At 64.3% G+C, this 17927-nt stretch carries 13 protein-coding genes; 6 read left to right on the top strand and 7 right to left on the bottom strand.

Annotated features, from left to right (window positions below; all coding sequences use genetic code 11):
- Positions 1–62: 62 nt before the first annotated feature.
- The gene (ligA, locus tag ACFE70_RS02875; protein ID WP_375416196.1) at positions 63–2114 is read right to left on the bottom strand and encodes an NAD-dependent DNA ligase LigA; all 2052 of its coding nucleotides are present in this window, start codon (positions 2112–2114) and stop codon (positions 63–65) included.
- A 210-nt stretch (positions 2115–2324) separates the two neighbouring features.
- Positions 2325–2972, bottom strand: coding sequence for a DUF4920 domain-containing protein (locus ACFE70_RS02870; protein ID WP_375416195.1), 648 nt, complete (start codon positions 2970–2972; stop codon positions 2325–2327).
- Positions 2973–3346: 374 nt separating this feature from the next.
- On the opposite strand from ACFE70_RS02870, the gene ACFE70_RS02865 reads away from it, so the two are divergent.
- The 3 genes from ACFE70_RS02865 (at position 3347) to ACFE70_RS02855 (ending at position 4937) form a co-directional block, all read left to right on the top strand.
- Positions 3347–3652 carry a hypothetical protein gene (locus ACFE70_RS02865; RefSeq protein WP_375416194.1) on the top strand — a complete coding sequence of 102 codons (306 nt, stop codon included), beginning with the start codon at positions 3347–3349 and terminating at the stop codon, positions 3650–3652.
- Positions 3645–3992: a hypothetical protein gene (locus ACFE70_RS02860; protein WP_375416193.1), complete on the top strand. Its 348-nt coding sequence runs from the start codon at positions 3645–3647 to the stop codon at positions 3990–3992. The genes ACFE70_RS02865 and ACFE70_RS02860 overlap by 8 nt, the downstream gene beginning before the upstream one ends.
- 300 nt (positions 3993–4292) lie before the next feature.
- Positions 4293–4937, top strand: coding sequence for a heme-copper oxidase subunit III (locus tag ACFE70_RS02855; protein ID WP_375416192.1), 645 nt, complete (start codon positions 4293–4295; stop codon positions 4935–4937).
- 281 nt (positions 4938–5218) lie between these two features.
- Here ACFE70_RS02855 and ACFE70_RS02850 read toward each other — a convergent pair whose 3' ends face one another.
- Positions 5219–7564, bottom strand: coding sequence for a gliding motility-associated C-terminal domain-containing protein (locus ACFE70_RS02850; protein WP_375416191.1), 2346 nt, complete (start codon positions 7562–7564; stop codon positions 5219–5221).
- A 202-nt stretch (positions 7565–7766) separates the two neighbouring features.
- Between ACFE70_RS02850 and ACFE70_RS02845 the strand changes: the two genes are divergently transcribed.
- Complete coding sequence (locus ACFE70_RS02845; RefSeq protein ID WP_375416190.1) at positions 7767–9908, top strand: M1 family aminopeptidase; 2142 nt, start codon at positions 7767–7769, stop codon at positions 9906–9908.
- Between the two features lie 231 nt (positions 9909–10139).
- On the opposite strand, the gene ACFE70_RS02840 is transcribed toward ACFE70_RS02845, so the two are convergent.
- The 3 genes from ACFE70_RS02840 to ACFE70_RS02830 form a co-directional block, all read right to left on the bottom strand.
- Positions 10140–10784, bottom strand: coding sequence for a hypothetical protein (locus ACFE70_RS02840; RefSeq protein ID WP_375416189.1), 645 nt, complete (start codon positions 10782–10784; stop codon positions 10140–10142).
- 250 nt (positions 10785–11034) lie between these two features.
- Positions 11035–11478 (bottom strand): DUF2147 domain-containing protein, encoded by a 444-nt coding sequence (locus ACFE70_RS02835; RefSeq protein WP_375416188.1) that lies wholly within the window; start codon positions 11476–11478, stop codon positions 11035–11037.
- Positions 11479–12138: 660 nt separating this feature from the next.
- On the bottom strand, positions 12139–13137 hold the full coding sequence (locus ACFE70_RS02830; RefSeq protein WP_375416187.1) for a C40 family peptidase: 999 nt from the start codon (positions 13135–13137) through the stop codon (positions 12139–12141).
- A gap of 150 nt (positions 13138–13287) precedes the next feature.
- Here ACFE70_RS02830 and ACFE70_RS02825 point away from each other — a divergent pair, with 150 nt between their 5' ends.
- Both ACFE70_RS02825 and ACFE70_RS02820 read left to right on the top strand, forming a co-directional pair.
- On the top strand, positions 13288–15156 hold the full coding sequence (locus ACFE70_RS02825; protein ID WP_375416186.1) for a M61 family metallopeptidase: 1869 nt from the start codon (positions 13288–13290) through the stop codon (positions 15154–15156).
- A gap of 120 nt (positions 15157–15276) precedes the next feature.
- Positions 15277–15669: a GxxExxY protein gene (locus tag ACFE70_RS02820; RefSeq protein WP_375416185.1), complete on the top strand. Its 393-nt coding sequence runs from the start codon at positions 15277–15279 to the stop codon at positions 15667–15669.
- Between the two features lie 92 nt (positions 15670–15761).
- On the opposite strand, the gene ACFE70_RS02815 is transcribed toward ACFE70_RS02820, so the two are convergent.
- The gene (locus ACFE70_RS02815) at positions 15762–17777 is read right to left on the bottom strand and encodes a KUP/HAK/KT family potassium transporter (RefSeq protein ID WP_375416184.1); all 2016 of its coding nucleotides are present in this window, start codon (positions 17775–17777) and stop codon (positions 15762–15764) included.
- Positions 17778–17927: the final 150 nt, after the last annotated feature.

Raw genomic sequence — 17927 nt, 5'->3', positions numbered from 1 at the left:
TTTTCTCTGCGCCCGCCTCTGGACGCTGTATCTCAATTGAGAACACCCCCTAAAGCTATCGTTCAATTGCTCATTGCCAACGGCTCTTCCTCGCCGGGCGCGGGCAGCATGGCCAGCAAGTCGGTTTCCGAGATAATGGGCACTTTAAAGCCCAGGGCTTTTTCGCGCTTGGCGGGACCCATGTTCTCGCCGGCCACCAAGTAGCTGAGCTTTTTGGAGATGGAGCCCGTGATTTTGCCGCCGTGGGAGCTGATGAGCCGCTGCAGCTCCTCGCGGGAGAACTCGGCGAACACGCCTGAGAGCACGAAGGTGAGGCCAGCCAGGCGGTCGGAGGCTGCCACGGGCACTTCGCCATGCAGCGCCATCTGTACGCCGGCCGCTTGCAGGCGCTGCACCTCGCGCTGGTTTTCGGGCAGCTGAAACCAGGCGGCGGCGGCTTCGGCGATGATGCCGCCCACTTCGGGCACGGCGGCCAGCTCGGCGGCCGAGGCCTGCATGAGCGGCGCGATGGCGCGGTAGTGGGCGGCGAGCTTGTGGGCCACGGTTTCGCCCACGTAGCGGATGCCCAGGCCAAAGAGCACCCGGTCAAACGGCACCTGCTTGCTGGCCTCGATGCCGGCTACCATGTTGTCGATGCTCTTCTCGCCGAGCCGCTCCAATTGCACCAAATCGGCGCGCTTGGCGGGCAAGTCGTAGATGTCGGCCGGCGTCGTCACCAGCTTCAAGTCAAAGAAGCGGGCCACGGTTTCGGCGCCTAAACCGTCGATGTTCAGGGCCTTGCGCGAGACGTAGTGCTCCAGCCGGGCCTTGAGTTGCGGCGGGCAGCCGCGCTCGTTGGGGCAGCGGAAGTGAGCCTCGCCCTCGGGCCGCACCAGGGGGGTGTGGCAGGCCGGGCACTCGGTGGGGTATTGCACCGCCACGGCCTCGGCGGGGCGCGCCGCCATATCCACGCCGGTGATTTTAGGGATGATTTCGCCGCCTTTTTCCACGAAAACCGTGTCGCCGAGGCGCAGGTCCAGGGCCGCAATCTGGTTGGCGTTGTGCACCGAAGCGCGCTTGACGATGGTGCCGGCCAGCGGCACTGGGTCGAGCAGGGCCACGGGCGTGACGGCGCCGGTGCGGCCCACATTGTAGATGATTTCGCGCAGGCGGGTGCGCGCCGCCGCCGCCGGATACTTGTAGGCAATGGCCCAGCGCGGACTCTTGGCCGTCAGCCCCAGCTGGTCCTGCTGGCGCAGGTTGTCGACCTTGATGACGATGCCATCGGTGGCGACGGGCAGGTTAAAGCGCTGCTGGCTCCACTGGTGGATAAAGTTCAGTACCTCAGCGAAGTTAGCGCAGCGCCGCCAGGTGTCTGAGACCGGCAGGCCGTAGGCGCTCAGCGCTTCGAGCGCCTCGGAGTGCGACTGGAAATGGCGCTGCGGGGTGAGCAGCGCGTAGGCGTAGAAGCGCAGCTTGCGGGCCGCCACCTGGGCGGAATCCTGGAGCTTGAGGGTGCCGGCGGCGGCGTTGCGGGGGTTGGCCAGCAGGGCCTCGCCGTTCTGCTCGCGCTCGGCGTTCAGCTCGGCAAACACGGGTAGGGGCATGAACACCTCGCCGCGCACTTCAAAGTCCGCGGGCTGCTGGGCGTTGGGGCGCAGGTGCAGGGGTAGGGTGCGGATGGTGCGCACGTTGGCGGTCACCACGTCGCCGCGGGTGCCGTCGCCGCGCGTGACGCCCTGCGTGAGCTGCCCGTCCTCGTAGGTCAGACTCATGGCCACGCCGTCGAACTTCAGCTCGCAGACGTAGCTGTAGGGCGCGCCCTCCAGCCCGCGCTGCACCCGCTCGTCAAACTCGCGCAAGTCGTCCTCGGAGTAGGTGTTGCCCAAACTCAGCATCGGGAAGCGGTGAGTCCGGGTCGGGAACTGCTTGGTGATGGTGCCGCCCACGCGCTGGGTGGGCGAGTTGGGCCGGGCCAGCTCGGGATGCTGTTTTTCCAGCGCCGCCAGCTCGGCCAGCAGCAAGTCAAACTCCTGGTCCGACACCTCCGAAACGGCGTTCTGGTAGTACTGATGGTTGAGGTGGTGCAGGCGCTGGGTCAGGGCCTCGATGCGAGCGGCTAGTTCACTTATCATTTAATCAAAATTGGCTGGGCGGTATTTCACGCAGTGTTCCGCAGTGTTAAAATACGCAGTGTTAAGCAGTGCACAAACATTAAAAATACTGCTTAACACTGCGTTATTTTAACACTGCGGAACACTGCGTGAGATTAGACACGCGCCTAATACAACTAATACAAAATGGCTGCCCTCGCAGGCAGCCATCAGGTCCTAAAAACGCAACGCTTACTTCTGCACCAGCACGCCATCGGCCAGAAAATTGAGCTGCTGGCGGGGCTGCGTGATGGCGGCCACTTCCTGTTCCGACTTGCCGGCGTCGCGCTCGTAGTGCTGCAAATCAGTCACCGGCACGGTTTCGCGGCGGGCCCAGCCCTCGATGACCACGGTTTTGCCGCTGATGTCCTTGGGCACGAAGAAGGCGTAATCCTTGAAGCGCACGCGCATCTGCTGGCCGTCGGCGGTTTTCAGCGTCAGCCAGCAGCCCTTGGCCTGGCACACGGCGGCGGCCGTGCCCACGAGCTTGACGCGGGCTGAGTCGCGGGTGCCGAGCAGCTGATTGACCTGGCTCACGGGTGTGGCACCGGCGGCGGTCAGGGCCGCGCCGTAGACCTGGCCGGCCGGGCTCAGCGCCGAGGTGGGTTTAACAGCGCCGGGCGTCCGGGTATCCAGCGTATTAGTCGAATCTTTGCTGCCGTCGCGCTGGTCGTTGGACTGGGGCACTACGGGCGTGGCGTTTTCCTCGTCGGGCCGGCCGCTGGCTTCCTTAAGCTGGGTCGGAATGATGGGCTCGGCGTCGGCCGGCGTCTGGGGCTTGAAGCGCACGACCAGCAGAATAGCAACCAGCGCCGCCAGAAAATAAAGGAAAAATCGCATGGGAAAGGTGGGAAGTGAAAGTAGAAGAGCGGGGTGGCCACCGGTGGCGGGCTGGTCGGGCGCCTCAAAACTACAAACCGCAGCCGGGAAGGTTCTAGCACCCATAACCTCTACGGCGCGCGCCGCCTCAACGATGCCCCCACCGCGCCCTTGGTTTATTCCCTACCCTCTATTCCCTACCCCCCCTTGTCCGCCGCAACCCGCCCCGCGCAGCCGCGTTTGCCCTGGTGCAGCCTTACTTTGGCAGCCGGAAAGGGGCCAGCGGATGACAAGCTCCGTTTGCGCGGGGCCACGCAGGGAGTAGCGGCGCTGCTCCTTGGTTCGCAAGGCTTTTGCAACTCATAACTTATAACTCCTAATTCATAACTCAACTCATGGAATCTCAACCCACCTGGGCCGACATGGCCGCCTCGCTGCTGACCCGGCTTTCGGGCGGCGTCGAGCTGAGCTGCGCCTTCGACCACATGGAGCTGCAAGTGCCCAACGCCCAGAACCCGCAGGGACCCGCCGCCACCTGGAAGCTCAACGGCTCGCTGCGCATCCGCACCCGCGGCGAAAACCCGGCCGCCGGCCCGGCGCCTACCCCCCCCGCCTTGCGCATCGACCCGCCCGCGCCCAGCGGCCGGCCGCAGCCCACCTTCGAAGGCCAGGCCCCTGATTCGCCGCCGACCCTTGGCTAGCGGCCTCGAAGTGGAGGCCCAGTTGGTGCTCACCTGGCCCGGCGGGCACCAGGTGCAGCTGGCCGCCGCCGGCACCTACCTGATTCTGAACGTGCCCAGCCAGCAGGTGCTCGATATAATTACCAGCGGCCCGCCTACTCCTCCCGGCCAGCCCAAGAAGCCGCGCCCGCCCGGCCCCGACCCCTTGCAGCAGCTCAACGACCTGGCCCGCACGCTGGGCCTGGTGCTGGACTTGCGCGTGGCTGGCAAGACCTACGTCACGTTCGGCACCGGCCGCGCGCCCAAAATCACGCTCAACGCCGTGCTGGGCAAGATTGGCTCGTTCTTCCGCGGTGGGTAGGGGGGTAGGGAATGAGGAACAAGGAAAACAGGCGGGTGGTCATGCTGAGCCCCGCGAAGCATCTCGCATGGGAGAGTAATCAATAGCTAACAACGACTGATTTACTTCTCCATGCGAGATGTTTCGCGGGGCTCAGCATGACTACCCGCCTGTTTTCCTTGTTCCTCATTCCCTACCCCCGTCCGTTTTGCGTATCTTGCCTAGGCCTCGCTGGCCCCAATCCCGGCCCCGCTCGTGCAACTAAATCCGGCGCCGGGGGTTTGGCTAAAGGCCAACCGCCGCTGCCTTTCTGCCCGCCCGATGAACTCCGACCAAGACCGCCAGAAACAAGTGGGGACGCCCCCGCCAACCTCCGCCTTCGCCCGCATGGAGCGGATGCCGCCGCTGCTTATGCTGCTCTACCTGAGTATGTTCGGCATCACGGTGCTGTTTGGGGTGCTGCTGGCGGCCTACGCCCACACCCGCGTCCAGAACGGCCTGCCCACCGGGCTGCACCCGTTTCCGCGGCCGTTTTCGCTGAGCACCATTGTGCTGCTGGTCTCGTCCTACACCATCAGCCAGGCCCTGCGCCTCTACCGGCAGGATGATTTGGCCGCCCTGGCCCGCTGCCTGGGTGCCACGCTGCTGCTGGGCTGCGTGTTTGCCGGCCTCCAGCTTCTGGGCTGGCGCGAGCTGCTCCAGCAGGGCGTGCTGTTCGATGGCGCCGCTTCGGGCACCTACGTTTATCTGATTTCGGCCCTGCACGTGGCCCACCTGCTGGGCGGGATGCTGTTTCTGCTGGCCTTGCTCCTGCGCACCATCCATACCGGGCGCGACGCCATTCGCACGCTCGTCTTCATCCGCAACCCCTACTACCGCCGCCAAATTGCCATGCTCGGCACCTACTGGCACTTTATTGATGTGCTGTGGGTGGTGCTGTTCGGCATGTTTCTGTTTTTGTATTAAGCTGTTGTAAGGGCAGGGTGCGGGGCAGCCCCAGCGGGGCGGCATATTGATTGGTAGAAAAGAAGGTCAGTAGAATAGCCAAAGCCCCAGCGGGGCGACACCTGACGGCCGCGCAGCCGAGGGTGACGCCCCGCTGGGGCTCTTTCGTTCTTACTCATGTGACTTTACTGCCAATATATCGCCCCGCCGGGGCTTATTGAGCGCCGTCAGACTGAATTGCCCGGCGGCTTTTAGCGCCCAAGCCAGAAAACTCCATCCTGCCAACCGCCCTCTCTCGGCGCCTACGGCTGTACGCTGAGCCAGCCCTTGAAGCGGCGGCCGTCGGTGAACGTAATCAGGTAGAGGTAGGTGGCGGCCAGGCCCTGGCCGCCCCAGCGGAACTGGCGGTTGTCGGTCTGGTATAGCAGCTGGCCCCAGCGCGAGAAGATTTTCACGTCCGCGAAGCGGGCATTGCAGAAATCGGCCGGCAGCACCGGGTTTTTCGCGTTTTCAGACTGGCTGGGCTCGAAGGTGAAAAAGTCGTTGAGGCCGTCGCCGTTGGGCGTAATGATGTTGGGCGAGTCGAAGGCCAGCGTGTCGGGATTAATCAGCGCAAAGCGTACGCTGCGGCTTTGGGGCTCGGGCCGGCAGGTGCTCTCGGCTAGCTGAAACGTGACGAGCAATTCCTTGGGCAGCCCCACGGCGGCGCAGGTGGCGTCCCAGCGGAAGGTGGCGCGGGCTTGGCCCGCGCCATCCTGGGCCGTGAAGCGCATCCCGGCCGCCGCCAGGTCGAAGCCCTCGCCGGCGGCCGAGAGCACCAGCGCGTCGCGGTCGGCATCAGTACCATCGAGGGTAGCGGTGTAGGTTTCGCCCACGGAAAGCCGCACCAGCGGCGGCAGAGCCGGCGCGGCGGCCGGCGGCAGCGTGCTGGTCAGCTCCGGGGCCTGGTTGGAATAATCGACGATGATGGGCACTCGTACCAAAGCGGTCTGGGGCTCGGCGCAAGGCTGGGAGCGGGCCGTGAACACGAACTCGCGGGCCACCGGCGCCGCGCCGGCCGGCGGCGCGGCCCGGCAATCTACCTTCCACTCAAACTGGCCCTGAATCTGGTTGCCGGCCGTGGTCTGGCTCAGGGCGGCGCCCAGGTCGGTGGGCGCGAAGCCGGTGCCGCTCATCTGCAAGGTCAGCGGGTCGGCGTCGGGGTCGGCGGCCAGCACGTTGAAGCGCACCACGTCGCCCACTCGCACGCGCAGCGGCAGGCTGGGGCCGGCCGTGCTGCTGGCCGTGGGCGGCCGGTCGGGGGCGGGCTGCGCCGTGAACGCCACCCGCAGCGTGTCGCGCTTGGGCAGGCTGCACCCGTCGTCGGCCACCATCACATCGAGCAGATAAACCTGGCCCTTGGTGTCGAGGCAGGGCGGAAAGCAGAGCGTGGCCGTGAGCGTATCGGGCCGGCCCGCGGCGCGCACCGTGCCCGTGGTGCTGGTGCTGAAGGTGGGCAGCAGGCCCCCGAAGTTGACCGGCCGCACGGTGGCCGTGAGCCGGGAGTTGGGGTCGGCGTCGGTGAAGCGCAGGCGCAGGCAGCGGTTGCCGGTGGCCGTCACGCGCAGCGTGTCGCGGCCGGGACGATAGGGGCGGGCACCGGGCGTTTCGGGGACGAGCACCAGGCTGGGGGCGGCATTCCTGGGGCACTTGAGCACGTAGAGCTGGAAGTCGCGGCGGGTTTCGCCAATCTTTTCGCCCCGGCGAAACTCCTGGCAGCGCACCCCGAACACGAACAGCCCCTCTTGGGTGGGCTGCACCGTGAGCCGGCCGGTGCGGGCATTGATGCCCAGGGCCGGGCGGCCCGGAATCTGGTTGTCGGGGCCGAGCGCGGGGCGGCCGGCGGGCTGGGGTTGCCACTGCACCAGGGGGTAGGGAGCCGGCCGGGCGCGGCCGGGCTTGGGCACGCCCGGCGTCGAGTAGCCGTTGAGCGGCGTCACCATATCATACACCAAAGAGTCGCCGTCGGCGTCCTGCCCACCAAAGTCATAGTAAAACAGCTCACCCAGGCAGGCGTAGTCGCCGAGCGGCGGAAAGGTGCGCGGCGTCGAGTCGCGAAACACCCGGCCCTGGCGCACGACGGCCGGAAACTCCAGGTAGAAGGTTTGGGCCGCGTCGCCGGGCCGGACGATGTTGGCGATGCCGTTGTTGCGGCAGCAGCGCTCCACGGCCACGTAGTAGCCGGCGGCGCTCTGGTAAGTGTCGGCGGGCAAGGCCAGCGTCAGGCTGTAGAGCAGCTTGCGCGTGATGAGCGTGCCCACCGTGCAGGCCGGGTTGGTGTAGTTGACGAACGTGTTGCTGCTCAGCGGCAGCACCACATCGCGCAGCCAGCGGTTGGTGCCCTTCTCGAAGATGCTGGCCGTCAGAGCGTTGTCGAGCGCGCCCGGCTGGCCGTTCACCGCGTCGAAGTACAGGTTGAGGCTGAGCCGGTAGTCGTTGTTCTGCACGTACTGCAAGTCCAGCTCGCCGCCCACAATGTGCGTAGCGGCGGCCGGCCCGGCCGCCAGCAGCCCCAGCAGCCCCAGCAGCCCGGTCAGCAGGCCCGCCAGCTGCCGGGTCAGCCGCTTTTTTAAGTTGAGACGAACGAATAGAAAGGGTAGAAAAGGCATAGGGAACTTGTCGGGCAGGAGGAACGATAGACAAGTCGAAAGATACGTCGGTTTGCCCTAACTATTATCCTATTGATGGCCCGTCCTGCCCCGGCCCGGAGCGCCGTAAGCCCCGGAGCCTGAAGCGCGTACCTTCGACCGTAAGGGCCCCGCAGCCAGACCAGTTGCGCGCTCATTGGCTGCCCGAATTTTCCGCTTGTTTATGCCTTATCTGTCCTCGTTGCGCTTGCTGCTCGCCGCCGCTCTGGCCCTACCCCTGGTTGTCGTCGGCAGCGGGCCGGTGGCGGCGCAGTCGCTCTCGGGGCCAGCTGTCGCGGCGGCAGCACTCCAGGGCAGTGATGCGGGGCTGGTCTGCGCCCAGGGCCACCTGCGCGCCGCCGGGGCTGCCGCCCGCCTCGAAACCGCCGCCACGCTGGCTCATCGCCAGAAAATGGCGCGCTACGACGTCAAGTACTACCAGCTCGACCTGGCCCTGGAAAACAACTCGCTCGCCGTGGCCGGCTCGGTCTGGATGCGGGTGCGGGTGGGTGCGCAGCCGCTTGATTCGCTAGCCTTCGAGCTGTACCAGGCGCCGGCGGGCTCGCCGGCCGGCACGGCCACGCTGCTCATCGATAGGGTAGAGGTGGGCAGTGGCGGCGCCGTCTCGCCGGGCGTGCGCCGCGTGGGCAATGACGCCACGGCCGCCCTGCCCGCCGCGGCCCCGGCCGGCGCCCTGCTCGACGTGCGCATCTACTATCACGGCACGGCGCCCAGCGGCAACAGCGCCGCCATCGGCAATGGCCTGAATTCGCGCAGCGCCGTGAGCTTTAACAATATTTCCTACCCCTACAATATCATCTGGAGCCTGTCGGAGTCGTTTGCGGCCCACGAGTGGTTTCCCTGCAAGCAGGTGCTGACCGATAAAGCCGACTCGTCGGCCGTGCTGGTGACGACGACCCGGCCCAACAAAGTAGGCTCTAATGGCGTGCTGCGCCGCACCGTCGAGCTGCCCGGTAACAAGGTGCGCTACGAGTGGCATGAGCGCCACCCCATTGCCTACTACCTGATTTCGGTGGCCGTGGCGCCCTACATCGAGCACCTGAGCTACGCCAGCCCGGCCGGTGGCCCGCGGGTCCCGATTCTGGATTACGTCTACAACCAAGCGGCGCTAGACCTGTATCAGGCCGCTATCGGTCGCACGGCCGGCCTGCTGGAAAACTATGCCCGCCTCTGCGGTCCCTACCCCTTCGCCGACGAGAAATACGGCCACAGCCTGGCCCCGCTCGGCAACGGCAGCGGCATGGAGCACCAGACCATGACCACCCAGAACGATTACGGCTACCTGCTCACAGCCCACGAGCTGCTGCACCAGTGGTTCGGCAATAACGTGACCTGCGCCGCCTGGACCGACATCTGGCTCAACGAGGGCTTCGCCTCCTATGGCGAGTTCCTCTCGCTTGAGTCGGGGCCCGTCGGCGCGCCCATCACCGCCCGCGAGTGGCTGGATGACGCCCACTTCCGCGCGCAGAACCAGCGCGATGCGCAGGGCAATTGGGTGCCCCGCCCCGGCGGCAGCGTGCGCGTGCCCGACGCTGACACGACCAACGTAAGCCGCATCTTCAACTCGGCCCTGAGCTACAAGAAAGGCGCCACCGTCATTCACATGCTGCGCTATCTGCTCGGCGATGACCAGAAGTTCTTCCGCGCCCTGCGCACCTACCAGGCCACCTACGCCGGCCGCACCGCCCGCACCGCCGACTTGCAGCGGGTCTTCGAGGCCGAAGCCGGCCGGCCGCTGGACTACTTTTTTCGGCAGTGGTACGCCGGCGAAGGCTTCCCCAGCTTTCAGCTGCGCTGGCGGCAACAGGGCAATCAGCTGCTGCTGCACACCACCGAAACCGTGAGTATGCCCACCGTGACGCCGTTTTTTGACACCGAGCTGGACTATAAAATTACCTTCAGCGACGGCACCGCCCGCACCGAGCGCCTGCGCCAAAGCCAGCCCGTCAGCGAGGCCAGCCTGCCCGCGGGCGGCACCGTTGCGGCCATCGAGCTGGACCCCGACCAGTGGGTGCTCAACGGCGCCAGCCTCATCACCCGCGACGAGCAGCTGGTGCTGGCCGCCGCGCCGCCGCTCCAGCTCGCTCCGAATCCCGCCCGCGATGAGCTGCGCTTCTATAACCTGCCCGCGCCCCGCGCTACCGCCGAAGTGCTCGACGCTCTGGGCCGCGTGGTGCTGCGTCAGGCCGTAGCCGGCCCTACCCCCCGCCTGCCCATCAGCCAGCTCGCGCCCGGCCTCTACCTGCTGCGCCTCAGCAGCGACCAGGGCCGGCGCCTGGGTCAGGGCCGGTTTGTTAAGCAGTGAGCAGTGAGCAGTGAGCAGTTATCAGTGAGCAATGAGCGGTCAGCCCCCGCGGGGCGGCCCAGCGCTAGAAATAGAAATCAGTTGAAACGATTAAGCCCCGGCGGGTGACCCAACCAGTTGCGTGGTCGGTTGGGTCACCCGTGGGGGCTTTAGTGTGAAAGAGGGGGGTAGGGAATCTACTGCTGAGCTGCCCGTGCGGGGCTCACTGTTCAGTGCTCCCGAAGCAGCGCGTCACAGCTTCGCGTATTTCGGAATTTTGGCCGCCACGGCGTCGTCAGCCGGCGGCTCGTCGAAAAGCAGGCGCAGCAGCTCGCCAAACGGGGCGGCGGCGGTGAAGCCGGACTCGTGCAGCGGATTGGCCGCCACGCGCACGAACTGAGGCTGGCCGTTGAAGCTCACCAAATCGAGGGTGATGAGGCCGAAGCGCTGGTTGCAGTCGCCGCTGTCGGGGCAGTTGGTGGGCAGGGGCTTGAAGAACTGCTTGAGCGTGTTCTCAGCAAAGTGCTCGTGCTGGTGCGTGCACTGGTCGGCGCAGGCGCGGCGGTAGCCCAGGGCCCGCACCCGCTCGCCCAGGTGCTCAAATAGATGGCGAAAATTGCCGGGCCCGATGCTGGGGTCGTAGAAAAACAGGCCGCCCTGACGCCCGGACTCGCGCAGCAGCTCTGCCCGCAGGCCCCGCTGGCCGCCGGCTCCGCCCTTGCGCAAGTGGTAGGCTTTGTAATAGGGGCCCAGCCAGTTGCGGTAAACCTTCTCGCTGACCCAGGCCCGGTGGCGGGCGGTCTGCGCCGACGTCAGGACGTAGGGCTGCCAGGCGCCCGGCGTAGCGGCCGAAGCCGAGGGCGGCGAGGCGAAAAGGTGTTGCAGAAAACGAAGCAAGACAGTAAGTATGGTTGGGCTTGAAACACGAGCTTCCCTAAATAGTTTGGGCGGCCCCGGTCGCCGCTGGCTACCGGATTTTCGCCCTTCCCGGCCAGAGAGCCCATTATTTTACGATTCCAGGAATAAGTAGTATGCAAACAGCTTGCCGTACTAAAAAAGCCGCCCCGGCGAAGGAGCGGCTTCTGAAACTTAGCTAATTAAACGAAACCAATGCCGCGCCGCCCGGCAAGATAGCCGGCGCCGGGCACTACTTAATCCGGGTCCAGGTCTGCGACTTGCCGATGAGCGAGAAGCCGATGTAGCCCTTCACTTCCATCTGGTTGGCGCTCTCGAGCTTCATGTAGCAGGAGTAAGTCTTGCCCGACTCGGGGTCGTAGATTTTGCCGTTGTCCCACTTGTTGTCGTCATCGTAGCTGAAGCCCTGCATGAAGACCATGCCCAGGCGGGGGCGGCTGCGCAGCTTGGGGTTGGGGTTTTGCGAGTCAATTTTAGGCTTGCCCGTGGCCGGGTCGTTGGGCACGGTCAGGGTCACGATTTTGCCGCAGAGCTTGTCGCCGCACTTATAGATTTCGAACGTGGCCTTTTTCTCGGCATTGGTCCACACGCCCAGCGGCGAGAGAGTCTGGGCCGAGGCGAAGTTGGAAAGGCCCGCCAGCAGTAGGAGGAGGCCCAGCAGAAACGTGTTTTTCATGGGGAATGAGAGATGGAAATTTGGGAGGAAAAGGTAAGACAAAAAACGGAAGCACCGGCACCTTAGGGCCGGAAGGCAAGTTTGCGGCCAGGTTTGGGGCGGGGCCGGGGGGTAGGAAAAACCCCGGCCGGTCGGGGTTTCCGGTGCTGGCTGGCTAAAAAATAGGCCCTGAATATCAGCTTGCTGGCGGCACCAGCCGGGTTTTAGCGGTAAATTATGGCTCCCATGCGTGAACCTTCACCACTTGTATTAGCTTTGTCTTCCAGTAGTGAGTGCTACGACCCCGCTCAAGCAACCCTAAGGTGCTGGGCCGCGCGAGCGGGGGATGTCGAACCTAAAGAAAGGAGGTACAAAATGTCTAGTAGTCCCAACCAAATCCTGCCAAGCCTGGCCAATGTCGCACGCTTCACCGCAGTGCGCGCATAACAAAAGGTTACGTGGGGCCGGCGGCCACAGCTGTCGTCCCACATTTCGGCCAGGTCTTACCCTCGTAAGGTGGATGCCGGGACTGTACCCCAGTCTCGCCGCTTGGTAAGGTTTGAAGGATTAGATGCCCGGTCGGCCCCGCCCGCTTCGTGATGAAGCTAGCGTGAGGCCAACCGGGCATCGCTGCGTTCAGGGGGGTTGAGGGGGGTAGGGATTTGGGCGCTACCCGTCATCCTAACGGCGCTTGCGGCGTGCCGCCGGCCGGGCTTTGGCCTTGGCCCGCGCCTTGGGTGCTTTCGCGGCTGGTTTAGCCGAGCGCTTCGGGTTGGCTTTCGCCTTACTGGCTCGCCGCCGGGCAGTTGGTCTGGCTGTTGCTTTGGTAGGAGCTTTTCGGGTTTTGGCCGCCGCGATTCTGGCGGCGCGGCTTCCCAAGGCCGCGCGCCGCTGGCGTGGGGCCGCGCGGAGCGCGGCGGGTCGGGCTGGCTCAGTTTCGTCGGCCACCTGCACGGCGGGCGGGCGCGCATCCTCGGGCGAAACCACGGCCACGATGCGCCGCCGGGCGGGCGCCGTCTCGGCCAAGCGGTCCAGCTGCTTGGGGCTGAGCTGCTCGCCGCTAAGCATCCGCCGCACCTGCATAAAGCGCCGCTCGTAGTCGGAGCCCTCGACCTGCGAAATTTTCACACCTGACTCGCGCCGCGCCGACGACGAGTGCACAAAGCGCAACGGTACCTCGCCGGCCGGCGAGATAACGATGCCCGCGTGGCCGGGCGTGGTGCTGGTGCGGGCCGTGCCGGTGAACACCACTAGGTCGCCGGGGCGGGCCTCGGCGCGGGGTACGGGCCGGCCGGCGTCGATGAGTAGGGCCGTGGAGTGGGGCACGGGCACGCCCACGTGGGCGTAGGCGTACAGCAGGAAGCCGGAGCAGTCGAAGCCGCCCGCGGGCGTGGTGCCAGCCCAGCGGTAGGGCGTGCCGAGCTGGCGCAGGGCAAACTGCACGAGGCTATCGGCCACGGGATTAGCGGCCGGGCCGCCTGGCGCGACCGAAGCTGCGTCGGGGCCGGTCGGGGGGGGTAGGGAAGTGGGGGCCGTAGCCGAGGCCGGCGAATCGGCCACCAGGGCGGCCGGCGTGGCCGGGGCCAGCCCGGCCGGGGCCGGCGCAGCTGGTCGTCGCAGCCAACTCACCAGCCCGATGACGATGGCCAGGCCCAGAAAAGTCAGCCAGATATAGCGCATAAGATAGGAAAGATACCGGGGGTAGGAGAACGGCCGCATCCGGCTCAAATGAAGCTGCTGGGGTGGGCCGGCCCGCAAGTTACCGCCGCCGGGGCTTACCTTGCGGGGCTGTTTTTTGCCTCCCAATCACTTCTTAACCTTATTTGAGCTTTGATTATTTCATTTTCGGGCCGGCCGCGCCGCACGCTCGCCGCCGGGCGTCGGCTGCTGGGGCTGCTGACTTTCCTTTGGCTGACTGGGCTGACTGGGCTAAGTGCCGCGCCGGCCGCCGCGCCCACGCTGCGCTACTCGCTGGCCATGCCGGCGCCGCAAACCCATTACTTTGAGGTCGGAATGCGCCTGGGCGGCTTTGGGGCTGATTATACCGACCTGAAGATGCCGGTCTGGGCGCCGGGCTCCTACCTGGTGCGCGAGTTTGCCCGCCACGTCGAAGATTTCAAGGCCACGACGGCGGGCGGGCAGGCACTGGCGGTGGAGAAAATCAACAAGAACACCTGGCGCGTCCGGCACGCCAAGGCGGCCGATTTCAACGTCAGCTACCGCGTCTACGCCTTTGAGCTGAGCGTACGCACGAGCTTTCTCGACGCCGACCACGGCTACCTCAACGGCAGCAGCATCTTTATGTATCCGGCGGAGAACCAGGCGCTGGGCAGCACGCTCACCGTGCAGCCGGCCGCCGGCTGGAATCAGGTGAGCACGGCCTTGCGCCCGGCGGGGGGGGTAGGGGCCGGCAAGTTTGTGTTCCAAGCGGCCAACTACGACGAGCTGGCCGACTCGCCCATCGAAATCGGCAACCAGAAGATTCTCAACTTCACCGCCAACGGCACGCCCCACGTGGTGGCCATGTACGGTACCTACCAGGCCGACGAAGCCCGGCTGGTGGCCGACATGAAGCGCGTCTGCGAGACCGCGCACCAAGTCGTGGGTCAGAACCCGCTGGATAGGTCCTACGTGTTCATCGTCCACAATGTGGAGCGCGGCGGCGGCGGCCTGGAGCACCTCTACTCGACCACGCTCGGCGTGAGCCGCACGGCCTACGCCTCCGAAGCCGGTTTGCGCAGCTTTCTGGGGCTGGTGGCGCACGAGTATTTCCACCTCTGGAACGTGAAGCGCATCCGGCCCGTGGCGCTGGGACCTTTCGATTATGACAAGGAGAATTATACCCGGATGCTGTGGGTGAGCGAGGGCTTCACCGAGTATACCTCGAACCAGGTGATGCAACGGGCGGGCTTCCTGACGCGGGAGCTGTACCTGAGCAGCCTGTCGAGCATCATCTCGGGCCTGGAAAACCAGCCCGGCAACCGCGTGCAGGCGGCCTCGGAGGCCAGCTTTGATGCTTGGATTAAGCAATACCGGCCGAACGAGAACTCTTTTAACACCACCATCAGCTACTACGACAAGGGCGAAGCCATCGGGGTGGTGCTGGACTTAATGATAATCAACGCCACCAAGGGCGGCAAGAGCCTGGATGACGTGTACCGCGTGCTCTACGACAAGTACTATAAAGGCTTCAAGCGCGGCTTTACGGACCAGGAATTCCAGGACGCCGTGGCGGTGGTGGCCGGGCAGCGCTTCGATAGCTTCTTTAAAACCAGGGTGTATGACACGCAGCCGCTGGACTACAACACTGCCTTGGGCTACGCCGGCCTGCACCTGACCAGCGAGCCGAGCGCCGCCGAAGGCACGCTCGGCATTGGCCTGACGGGCGGCAACGGCCGCCTTTTCGTGGCACGCACCCTGCGCGACGGCGCCGCCTACACGGGCGGCCTGAACGTGAACGACGAAATCCTGAGCCTGGACGGCCAGAAAATCACCGCCGCCGACGACCTGACCCGCGCCCTGGCCGGCCGGCCCACCGGCACGGCCGTGAAAATGCAGGTGCGCCGCGACGGCCTGCCCCGCGACCTGAGCCTGACGCTCAGCGCCGCGCCGCTGCGCTACAGCATTCAGCCGCTGCCTGCTGCGCCGACGGCGGCGCAGCAGGCAGTGCTGAACAAGTGGCTGAGACCACAGATTTAACGGATTTCAACGGATTGAACGGATTATTTGGGGGTCCGCGCACTCAGTCCTTGGTACTGATGGACTGAATTGGCTATTTCTTTGGGACAGCAATAACATAATTAGTTGAAGCTACCAGGAATGACCCCACAAATCGATTTAGCAAGCTATAATGAGTTAACCCATCAGATAATTGGCTGTGCTATGACAGTGCACCGCAAGCTTGGGCGTGGGTTTCTGGAAATAGTTTACCAGCGGGCGTTAGCCATAGAACTACATAAGCAGGGCCTAACTTCCGAACGCGAGGTGGAATTACCTATCTATTACGAAAACGAAAAAGTCGGCTCCCGAAGGGCCGACTTTTTCGTGGAACAGCGAGTGCTGATTGAGATAAAAGCAGCCGGGTGCATCCTGCCAGCACACCAAGCGCAAATCATAAATTATCTGGAAGCTTTCAGAATTCCGGTTGGATTACTCATAAACTTCGGCACGTCAAGTCTGGAATTCAAGCGATTAATCAAAAAATCGACTTAGCTAATCCGACCTATTATCAGTCCACAAAAGCCAAGCCGCGCGGACCCCCAAATAATCTGTTCAATCCGTTGAAATCCGTTAAATCTGTGGTCTTATTTGATCCGCGTCAGGGCCACTTCGCGCGGCGGCGCAATCACCAGCGGTACTTTTTCCACTTTCACCGACGAGGTGTCGAGGCCGAAATACTGGTCCTCGGAGGCGATGAACTGGCGGATATAGAAGTAGGCCTGCATGACCAGTTTCTCCGAAGTGGGAAAGTCGTTTTCGACCGAGAGAAATTTCTCCAGTACCACGAAGCGGAAATCGCCGGTGACGTGCTGCTTGTTGAGGCTTTCGTAGCGCGAGGTGATATCGACTTCCTTGTTGCGCACGAGGTCTTCGACCACTTTGCGGAAGTAGAGGTTGATGCGCTGCTGCACCCGGAAACCGAGGCGGAAGGTAATGCGGAACACGTCGTCCGGGGCCAGCTCGGCCACTTTATACTCCATCGTGTAGGGCTGGTCGGTAGTTTCGACGTGCACAAACCAGTAGATGTCGGCCCGCTTGGGGCGCTTCTGGAAGATGGAGTAGATGATTTTGCTCTCGATTTCCGATTGCCGCTCGGCCCCGGTTAGAAACACGAGGTGGGTTGAGTATTTCGAGATGGACTCATCGTTGCTGAGCTGCTTGAGCGGCTCGATGTAGGGCTCCATCTTAACGAATTCGGTGAGGCGGCGCTTGATGTAGTAGGCCCGGAGCCAGACGTACATCACGCCCACCAGCGCGCCGCCGATGGCCAGCGACACCCAGCCGCCGTGGGGAAACTTGATCAGATTGGCCAGCAAAAAGGAGCCTTCGATGATGGCGTAGAGTACGGCGAAGCCCACCACCAGCGGCCCCGCTACGCGCTTGGAGCGCAGCCAGACGGTGAGCAGAATCGTGGTCATGAGCATGGTGAGCGTGATGGCCAGGCCGTAGGCGGCTTCCATGTTAGTTGATTCGCGGAAATACAGCACCACACCAATGCAGCCCAGCAAGAGCAGGCGGTTCATGCTCGGCACGAACAGCTGGCCCTTGACGTCGGTGGGGTAGTTGAGCTTGACCTTGGGCCACATGTTGAGGCGGATAGCCTCGGCCACGAGCGTGAACGAGCCCGTAATCAGGGCCTGCGAGGCGATGATGGCCGCCACGGTGGCGATGGCGATGCCGATGAGCAGAAACCACGACGGCATGAGCGCATAGAAGGGGCTGCGGCCGTCGAGCGGCTCATTCAAGTGGCTCAGCAGCCAGGCGCCCTGCCCGAAGTAGTTGAGAATGAGCGCCGACTTGACGAAAATCCAGCTGATGCGGATGTTGCCCTTGCCGCAGTGACCCAGGTCGGAGTAGAGCGCCTCGGCGCCCGTGGTGCACAAAAACACCGAGCCCAGCAGCCAGAAGCCGCTCGGGTATTCAACCAGCAGCTGGTAAGCATAGTAGGGGTTGGCCGCTTTTAAAATTTGCGGGTTCTGCACTATCCAGAGGATGCCCAGCGCGGCCAGCATCGTAAACCAGACAAACATAATCGGCCCGAAGGCCTTGCCAACTATCTGCGTGCCAAAGCTCTGCACCAGAAACAGGCCCGCGATGATGCCAATCACGATGGGCACCGTGGGAATGTCGGGATACACGGCCCGCAGCCCTTCGATGGCCGACGAAACCGAGATGGGTGGCGTAATCACGCCGTCGGCCAGCAGGGCCGAGCCGCCGATGATGGCCACGGCCGACAGCCAGGCGCCGCGCCGCCGCACTAGGGCGTAGAGCGAGAAGATGCCGCCCTCGCCGTTGTTGTCGGCGTTGAGGGTGATGAGCACGTACTTGATGGTGGTTTGCAGCGTCAGGGTCCAGAGCACGCAGGAGATGGCGCCCAGCACCAGGGTTTCGTCAATCAGGTCGGGCACGCGCGCGCCCTTGAGAATGGCCGACATCACGTAGAGCGGCGAGGTGCCGATGTCGCCGTAGATAATGCCGAGGGCAATGAGCAGCCCGGCCCCGGAAATGGCGGTGTGGGCGTGCTTGACCGGCCCGGCGCCATGATGGTCAGCGGAGCTGGCAGCGCTGGTAAGCGGCGGAACGATGTTCGGAGAAGTCATAGGAAGCAGAGGAGCGCGCCGGCCGCGCAACGAAGTAGGAAAACAACTGCAAGTTAAAACCTGCCAAAGCTATTGCGAAGCTACCACTGCCAAGGCGCCGGGTCGGGACTTCAGTAGGTCGCGGTGAAAAGCAGGGGTAGGAGCATGGTG

Origin of the sequence: uncultured Hymenobacter sp. (assembly GCF_964243305.1) — a bacterium.
In the GTDB taxonomy this organism is placed as follows: Bacteria; Bacteroidota; Bacteroidia; order Cytophagales; family Hymenobacteraceae; genus Hymenobacter.
The sequence above is the reverse complement of the archived record's forward strand: the minus strand, read 5'-3'. Positions and strand labels throughout refer to the sequence as shown.